The organism is Candidatus Neomarinimicrobiota bacterium, from assembly GCA_041862535.1.
In the GTDB taxonomy this organism is placed as follows: domain Bacteria; phylum Fidelibacterota; class Marinisomatia; order SCGC-AAA003-L08; family TS1B11.
In genome coordinates this window covers 1-7,005 of the sequence record JBGVTM010000136.1, presented here as the reverse complement: position 1 = coordinate 7,005, position 7,005 = coordinate 1, and the positions used below count along the sequence as shown (strand labels likewise).

Below are 7,005 nucleotides of genomic sequence, written 5' to 3'. Positions count from 1 at the left end.
GTGGCCAGATAACGCTTCAGGTGGACAACTCGTTCTCCCAGCAGTCCGGCAGACTGGGTTTGCAGGGTATCTTCGATTCCACTGAATAGATCGGCGTGAGTGTAAGTAAATCGAAGCCGCCTGTTCGGCTGCCATTCGAAGCCGAACTGAGGGTAGGTGGGAGCTTTTTGTGAGATAACGATGGAATGAAGCGCCGGCCCCCACTTGGGCGAGAACTTGCCTACAAATGCAGAGAGACCTTCGACTTGATAGGTCAGCTTGAAGTTGCTGTAGTCGGTATCAAATTCCTTCTGGGTGTCGGTGGCATGCTGCTGCCAGCTGAAACCCTGCTCCGGGGAAAATCGGTTTGGAATGTTGCCGAGGCCAAAAAAACGCATATTGATAAACTCGGCGAATAGGTGCCAGCGGCCATAAGTCGTCTCTCCTTGAATCCCCCATCCTGCAAACGATACCGGCTGTTTCTCCGGATGCCAGGTTCCAGCCATAGTTTTATGTATGCCAAAGGCGATGGGGGCGATCGAGATATTGCGCCCTGAGAGGCTGGAGGCCTTTTGTCCCCAGAGGCTGGTGATTAAGGCAAGGGTCAAAACAGAGATTATTATTCTAGTCATTATGACCTTATTTTGCTTGAAAGTGTCATGAATAAGAAGAGCGCTCTTCGCGGTGGATATGTAAAGTGCTCTTGGTTTCAGGTTCCCTGGGTCTTCAGAAATGACATGATCATGTAGTGTGGGCAACTAATGCAAAGAGGTTGGGCGATCACCCTCAGGTAGTTGATTGATCCGGGCTGGCGGATTTGCGGCCGATGGAGATGTAGGTAAAGCCGCGTTCCCGGAGGTAGTCCAGTTCGTATTGGTTACGGCCATCGAAGATAACCGGCTGGGCTAGTGCCTGCCGCATACGGGCGAAATCAGGGCGGCGAAACTGGTGCCATTCAGTAATCAAAACCAGGGCATCGGCACCTTCGAGGCACTCATACATCCCCTGAGAGTACTGGATCGGAAGATTGTAAGTACGGCGAAAGGACTCCTCGGCAACCGGGTCATAGGCTACAACCTTGGCACCAGCCTTTAAGAGCCCAGCTATGATGTCGGCTGCCGGAGATTCCCGGACGTCGTCAGTTTCGGGCTTGAAGGATAAGCCCCAGACGGCGAAGGTCTTGCCCGCCAGGCCGCTCTGGCCATAATAGTTGCTGATTTTGTTGACCAGATATTGCCGCTGGATCGTGTTCACCTCATCGACAGCGGTCAGTATTCGAGGCTGAATTCCCAGCTCTTCAGCGGTGCCGATAAGGGCGCGAACGTCTTTAGGGAAACATGATCCGCCATAGCCGACGCCGGGGAACAGAAAGCGGCGGCCGATGCGATTGTCACTGCCGATGCCAACCCGGATGTGGTCGACGTTGGCACCTGTGGCCTCGCAGATGGCGGCAATTTCGTTCATAAAGGAAATCCGGGTTGCCAGCATAGCATTGGCGGCGTATTTGGTGAGTTCGGCGGAGACAATATCCATAAAGATGATTCGGTTTTCGTCGGTGCGGCAGAAGGGATCGTACAAGGCTTGCATACGCTCTTTGGCTTCGGTGCAGTCGGTGCCAATGATGATGCGGTCCGGGCTCAAGAAATCGGAAACCGCTCGACCTTCCTTTAAGAACTCGGGATTTGATACGACGTTAAATGTTAGATCCAGGCCCCTTTGTCTCAAAACCTCGTTGATAATCTCTTTGACCTTGTGCGTAGTACCGACCGGTACGGTTGATTTGGTGATAATAATGCGATGCCCATCCAACGTCTGCCCGATACTCCGGGCAACTTCCAATACTTGATTTAAGTCCGCACTTCCATCGCGGTCCTTGGGTGTACCGACAGCAACAAAGATGAATTCGCTGGTTTTTACAGCCTCGGCGATACTGGTTTTGAAAGCCAGCCGCCCTTCCTTCAGATTGCTTTCTACCAGCTCCTTCAGCCCCGGCTCATAAATGGGGATCTGGCCGTATTTGAGCAGGTCAATTTTTTTACGGTCGATATCAGCGCAGATAACAGTGTTACCCATGTGGGCAAAGCAGGCGCCGGTAACCAGACCAACGTACCCGGTGCCGATGATTGCTATTTTCATTTACGTTACCTCGAATAGTTTCTTAGGCACTGAAATCGCCTACTTATTTAGAAAAACCACCTTCGGTACCTAGAAGGGTAAAGTTTAAGTGGTAAAATGTTCGTTTCTTTCTCTGTCCGCATGACTTGCGCCGCACGTTTCAAGTGATGATTGATAACCGTCACTGAGCGGCTCCCATGCTTACTGACCGATTCATAATTTTATAACAAATTAATTTAAATAATAAAATCTGATATTGCATTTGCTTTAGCAAATGGTGCCTTTTCCGATCTGGTCACTACTGATATGCAAACGGATGGATGAGCGAATGATCATGGTCTATCTTAACGAAGTTCAAACCATCTTTACTGTGATGCCCCACACATACTGGCGCATTTATAGGCTAGTGCCCCATTTTAATGAATGTGTGCCTCAAGGCTTTGTTTTAACCTGGTAGCGAGGTAGAGGTAGGGCCTTGGGAGTAAGGGTTAGTAGGCCCCCCTACTGAAGAGTACGGCCGGTATGGTCTCAAATAGGATTTCCAGGTCGAAGATGAGCGACTGGTGTTCGACATAATAAAGGTCCAGCAGGACCATTTCATTAAAACTGAGATCGCTGCGGCCTGAGATTTGCCACAGGCCGGTTATTCCAGGCTTTGCCTTGGCTCGATCGCTAATGGCCTCCCAGAAATCATTTTCCACCTTCACCTTCTCAAAATCCTCGATCGGCAGCGGTCGAGGGCCAACCAGACTCATGTCACCAATCAATACATTGAAAAGTTGCGGCAGTTCATCGATGCTGAACTTTCGGATAAAGCGCCCCACCTTGGTCATGCGGGGATCGTTTTTCATTTTAAAAAGGGCGCCGCTGGCTTCATTCAGATCTGAGAGGTACTCCCTGATCTTTTCAGCGCCATGGATCATGCTTCTAAATTTAATAAACTTAAATTCTTTGCCGCCTTTGACGGATGCGCGCCTTTGGGTATAATAGATCGGCCAGCCGGACTCAATGAATATAGCTATGCTGGTTAGGAGAAAGACTGGTGAAAGCATTAGAATGAGTATCGTGGCCCCGATTACATCGAAGATTCTTTTTATAACCCGCTTTGCCAATTCTATTCTCCATCGGGGTGTGGTGTAGAGGGTTATTCCTGCCAGGTCGTGGACCCTTGCCATTCGCAATAAACTGCTCGCTTCAGGTGATACAACTTTGAGCTTAATCTGATGATGCTTGCATTTTTCAATGATATCGTGGAAACCGTTGACGACGAAGCTGGTTGATGGGATGAAGATTCGGTCGATCTCCTCTCGGGGGATAATATTGTCAATTTGAGACAGGGTATAAATTGGTACTTCTTTCCCAAGGAAATGGCCATTCTTGATACGGCTCTCCTTTGAATTGACTAGAAGTCCCCGTATGTTATAACCTAAACTGGGCAGCCTTATCAGCTGTCGCGGGATACTGTCGGTCGTTTTGCCATCTAACAAGAGAAGCACATTATGGATCCCGAGTCCGATATGCTGGAAGACTTGGTGGAGGAGCGTGAGCAGACCGCGGCCAATGATAAAGTGAATGGGTATCAGCACGAGGCATAGGAGAATAAAACTTCTGGGAATGTTAACTAAATGCAAAAAATAGAATGATATCAGGATGAAGGCTACAGCGTAGACGTACGATTTGGCCGCTAATAAGTAGTGGGAGCTGGAATTGAGTGGGTATAGTTGGCGGTAGAGCCCGATTACGAGGGCAAAGAAGGATAGGATCGCCCAGAAGGAGATGACCAGCAGAAGGGCTGCAGTGGGTTTTGTGACGGGACCCGGGTAAAAGCGAGACAGCAGATACCAGGTGGTGGTTCCGCAGGTAAATATAGCTAAGGAGTCGATGAGGTAGGTGACAAGGGCGACGATAACACGCCAGTTGCGGCGGATAAATGAATTATTTTTAAGCATTTAGTACGAAAGGAAATTAGTTCTATCAGCCCGTCATACTCATCAGATGAAAGTAGGTTCCCTCTTTCTGGAGAAAAGATAGGTTCAAATTCATAAATCAATGGTCTAGAAGCAAGAATAAATTTGCGCAAAACATGCTGGACTCAGTCTTAGGATTTGAAAAGGCGGGACCAGCCAGGCAGCCTGGTCATGACGAGCTTAGCTTACATAGCCCAGGCATCCAGCCGCTGACAGGAGCATGTCCCTAACTGGAGTCCTGTGGAGGATACCCGGGTCCTTTGCAGATATAAATTTGTATTTGGGACCCACTTGCCCCTGGGGACTTGATAGTCCCCAGCGACAGCTTCTCTATGGCTGATACCGATGCGCATCACCGGCTCAGGGTTACTTGTCCCGGCCTTGAGTTTTTATGGTATCAGCTAGGCTTTCAGCCCACTGCTGGCTGCTACCAACAGAATTACGCTTGCAGCGGATAGTCGAGCAATGATCTGAAATAAGCAATGGTTTTTTCAAGTCCGTCGTCTAATGATACACTTGGCTCCCAATTTAGACTTTTGCGGGCTAGTTCGATGTCCGGTTGACGCTGCTCGGGATCGTCGGTGGGGCGGGGGTAGTAGTCAATGGCGGACGAGGAACCAGTCTTGGCGATAATCTTTTCGGCGAGTTCCAGTACCGTCAGTTCGTGGGAATTGCCCAGGTTCACCGGGCCGGTAAACCCAGGCGGACTGTCCATAAGGGCGATCAGGCCCCGTACCATATCGTCCACATAACAGAAGCTCCGGGTCTGGTTGCCGTCACCGTAGACCGTCAGGGGCTTATTTTGCAGGGCCTGCATGATGAAATTACTGATAACCCGTCCATCATTAAGATCCATATTGGGGCCATAGGTATTAAATATCCGGGCTACTTTGATTTCGACCTGGTTTTGCCGGTGATAATCAAAACAGAGGGTCTCGGCGCAGCGCTTGCCCTCATCATAGCACGAACGCCGGCCGATGGGATTTACATGCCCCCAGTAAGACTCCGGCTGCGGATGGACCTGTGGGTCGCCGTAGACCTCGCTGGTGGAGGCCTGGAGCACCCGGGCCTTGACCCGCTTGGCCAGTCCCAGCATATTGATGGTTCCCATCACCGAGGTCTTGATGGTCTTGACGGGATTGTATTGATAATGTACCGGGCTGGCGGGACAGGCCAGGTTATAGATCTGGTCGACCTCAAGGAAAATAGGATTGACGATGTCATGTCGGACGAGTTCAAAGTTGGGGTGGTCAAGTAAATCCTGAATGTTTCGCTTGTGACCGGTAAAAAAATTATCCAGGCAAAGCACCTCTTGGCCTTGTTTAATGAGCTGGCGGCACAGATGTGAACCTAAAAAGCCGGCGCCCCCTGTGACCAGAATCCGGTGTGGCTCTACGAAGGGAGAAGCCTGATTGGATCGGTTGGCTTTGTTCCCGGTCATCTATGCACCTTTGGCGATGAAGGATATCACACGGACGAAACCAAGTGTGTGAATTTAGGCACACGAAAGCTATAAGGCACTAATTGGGCGGAAAAGCTGATTTGTACCAGGTAGTTGAAGTGAGTCGGATCAGTGAAATAATTGGGGTACTCCACTGTTTCTCGTGCTTCCCAGCTCACATTTTTTAAATTTGCTGAAATCGATAAGTAACTAAACAGGTGGGTACATGCGACGAATCTCTCTCAACAGCAAGTTTGCGCTTTTTCTATCTGGCATTCTGCTATTCTCCGGCTGCGCCGGGCTAGCGGTGATGGGTGGTGAAGGGGCCTGGGCACGGGCGACCCTTCGGAAGCTTACCCAACGGGAGAAAATCGCCCAGATGATGCTTTATTATATGAACATGCAGTACTTGAATGAGGAATCGGAGCAGTGGCGGGAGATTGTGGAGCTGATCCAGACCGATGGCATCGGTGGCATCCATCTCTGGTATGGGGATGTCGGTACGTCGCTCACAATAATGAACCAGATGCAGAAGATGTCCAAGGTTCCAATCCTGTTCGACGCGGACATTGAGCGGGGCCTGCATCAGCGCTTTCCTGGGGGCACTCCTTTACCGGTGCTGATGGCAGTGGGTGCGACCGGCAACCCCGACTATGCCTATCAGGCCGGACGGATCACTGCCATTGAAGGCCGCGCGGTAGGGATCCAACTGAACCTCATGCCAGTGGTGGATGTGAATAATAATCCCGCTAATCCCATCATCAACGTGCGCTCATATGGGGAAGACCCAGCAATGGTCATCGAATTCTCCAGGGCTTTCATCCGTGGGATGCGGGAAAATGGTATGCTGGGCACGGCCAAACACTTTCCCGGCCACGGCGATACTGAAACGGATTCACATTCCAATCTGGCTATCATTCCCAGCGACTCAACCCGACTATGGACGGTGGAGCTGCTGCCATTCATCGCAGCAATCAAGGATGGAATCGATCTGGTCATGATCGCCCATATCCAGGCCCCTGATTACCAGCCTCATGCTGGTACACCCGCCACCCTCTCCAGGTTTTGGACGACAGAAGTGCTGAGAAACCAGTTGGATTTTAAAGGCGCCGTGATCACCGACGCCATGGCTATGGGTGGCGTGACCGAGAACTTCACGGATGCTTATGCCCTTATTGAAGCCATCAACGCTGGGTGTGATATTATCATCCAGAATTTCAACTTCCGTTTTGCAGTCGATATCGTGGAAAAGGCGGTCCAGGAGGGACTCATCAGCAGGGAACGGATTGATGAGGCGGCCTTGAAGATGCTTCTACTCAAGGAGAAGGCCGGCCTGCATAGGAACCGGTACACCAACATTGATAATACGCGCCGGGTCGTGGGCAATCCTGAATTCCAACACCTGGCCAGTGAAATGGCCACCAAGGCCGTCACCCTGGTTAAGAACGAGGGTAACCTGGTACCCCTCAGGGCCACTGCCGAAGAGGATACCGTCTATGTGAT

The 7,005-nt window shown here is 50.6% G+C and carries 5 protein-coding genes; 1 reads left to right on the top strand and 4 read right to left on the bottom strand.

The features are described 5' to 3' along the window. From ACETWG_05110 to ACETWG_05095, 4 genes are all read right to left on the bottom strand, one after another. The coding region (locus tag ACETWG_05110; GenBank protein MFB0515967.1) for a hypothetical protein at nt 1-611 on the bottom strand (611 nt) is incomplete at its 3' end. A 154-nt stretch (nt 612-765) separates the two neighbouring features. Beyond that, nucleotides 766-2,115, bottom strand: a complete 1,350-nt coding sequence (locus ACETWG_05105; protein MFB0515966.1) for a UDP-glucose/GDP-mannose dehydrogenase family protein — start codon at nt 2,113-2,115, stop codon at nt 766-768. 467 nt (nt 2,116-2,582) lie between these two features. Beyond that, complete coding sequence (locus ACETWG_05100) at nt 2,583-4,043, bottom strand: sugar transferase (GenBank protein MFB0515965.1); 1,461 nt, start codon at nt 4,041-4,043, stop codon at nt 2,583-2,585. 457 nt (nt 4,044-4,500) lie between these two features. Further along, nucleotides 4,501-5,502 carry a UDP-glucuronic acid decarboxylase family protein gene (locus tag ACETWG_05095; GenBank protein MFB0515964.1) on the bottom strand — a complete coding sequence of 334 codons (1,002 nt, stop codon included), beginning with the start codon at nt 5,500-5,502 and terminating at the stop codon, nt 4,501-4,503. Between the two features lie 226 nt (nt 5,503-5,728). Here ACETWG_05095 and ACETWG_05090 point away from each other — a divergent pair. Next, nucleotides 5,729-7,005: glycoside hydrolase family 3 protein (locus tag ACETWG_05090; GenBank protein MFB0515963.1), on the top strand; the 1,277-nt coding region annotated here is incomplete at its 3' end.

Bases quoted from the DNA above. Each gene is read 5' to 3' on its own strand.
- ACETWG_05100 (MFB0515965.1), bottom strand. From the start codon at position 4,043: ATGCTTAAAAATAATTCATTTATCCGCCGCAACTGGCGTGTTATCGTC.
- ACETWG_05105 (MFB0515966.1), bottom strand. From the start codon at position 2,115: ATGAAAATAGCAATCATCGGCACCGGGTACGTTGGTCTGGTTACCGGC.
- ACETWG_05095 (MFB0515964.1), bottom strand. From the start codon at position 5,502: ATGACCGGGAACAAAGCCAACCGATCCAATCAGGCTTCTCCCTTCGTA.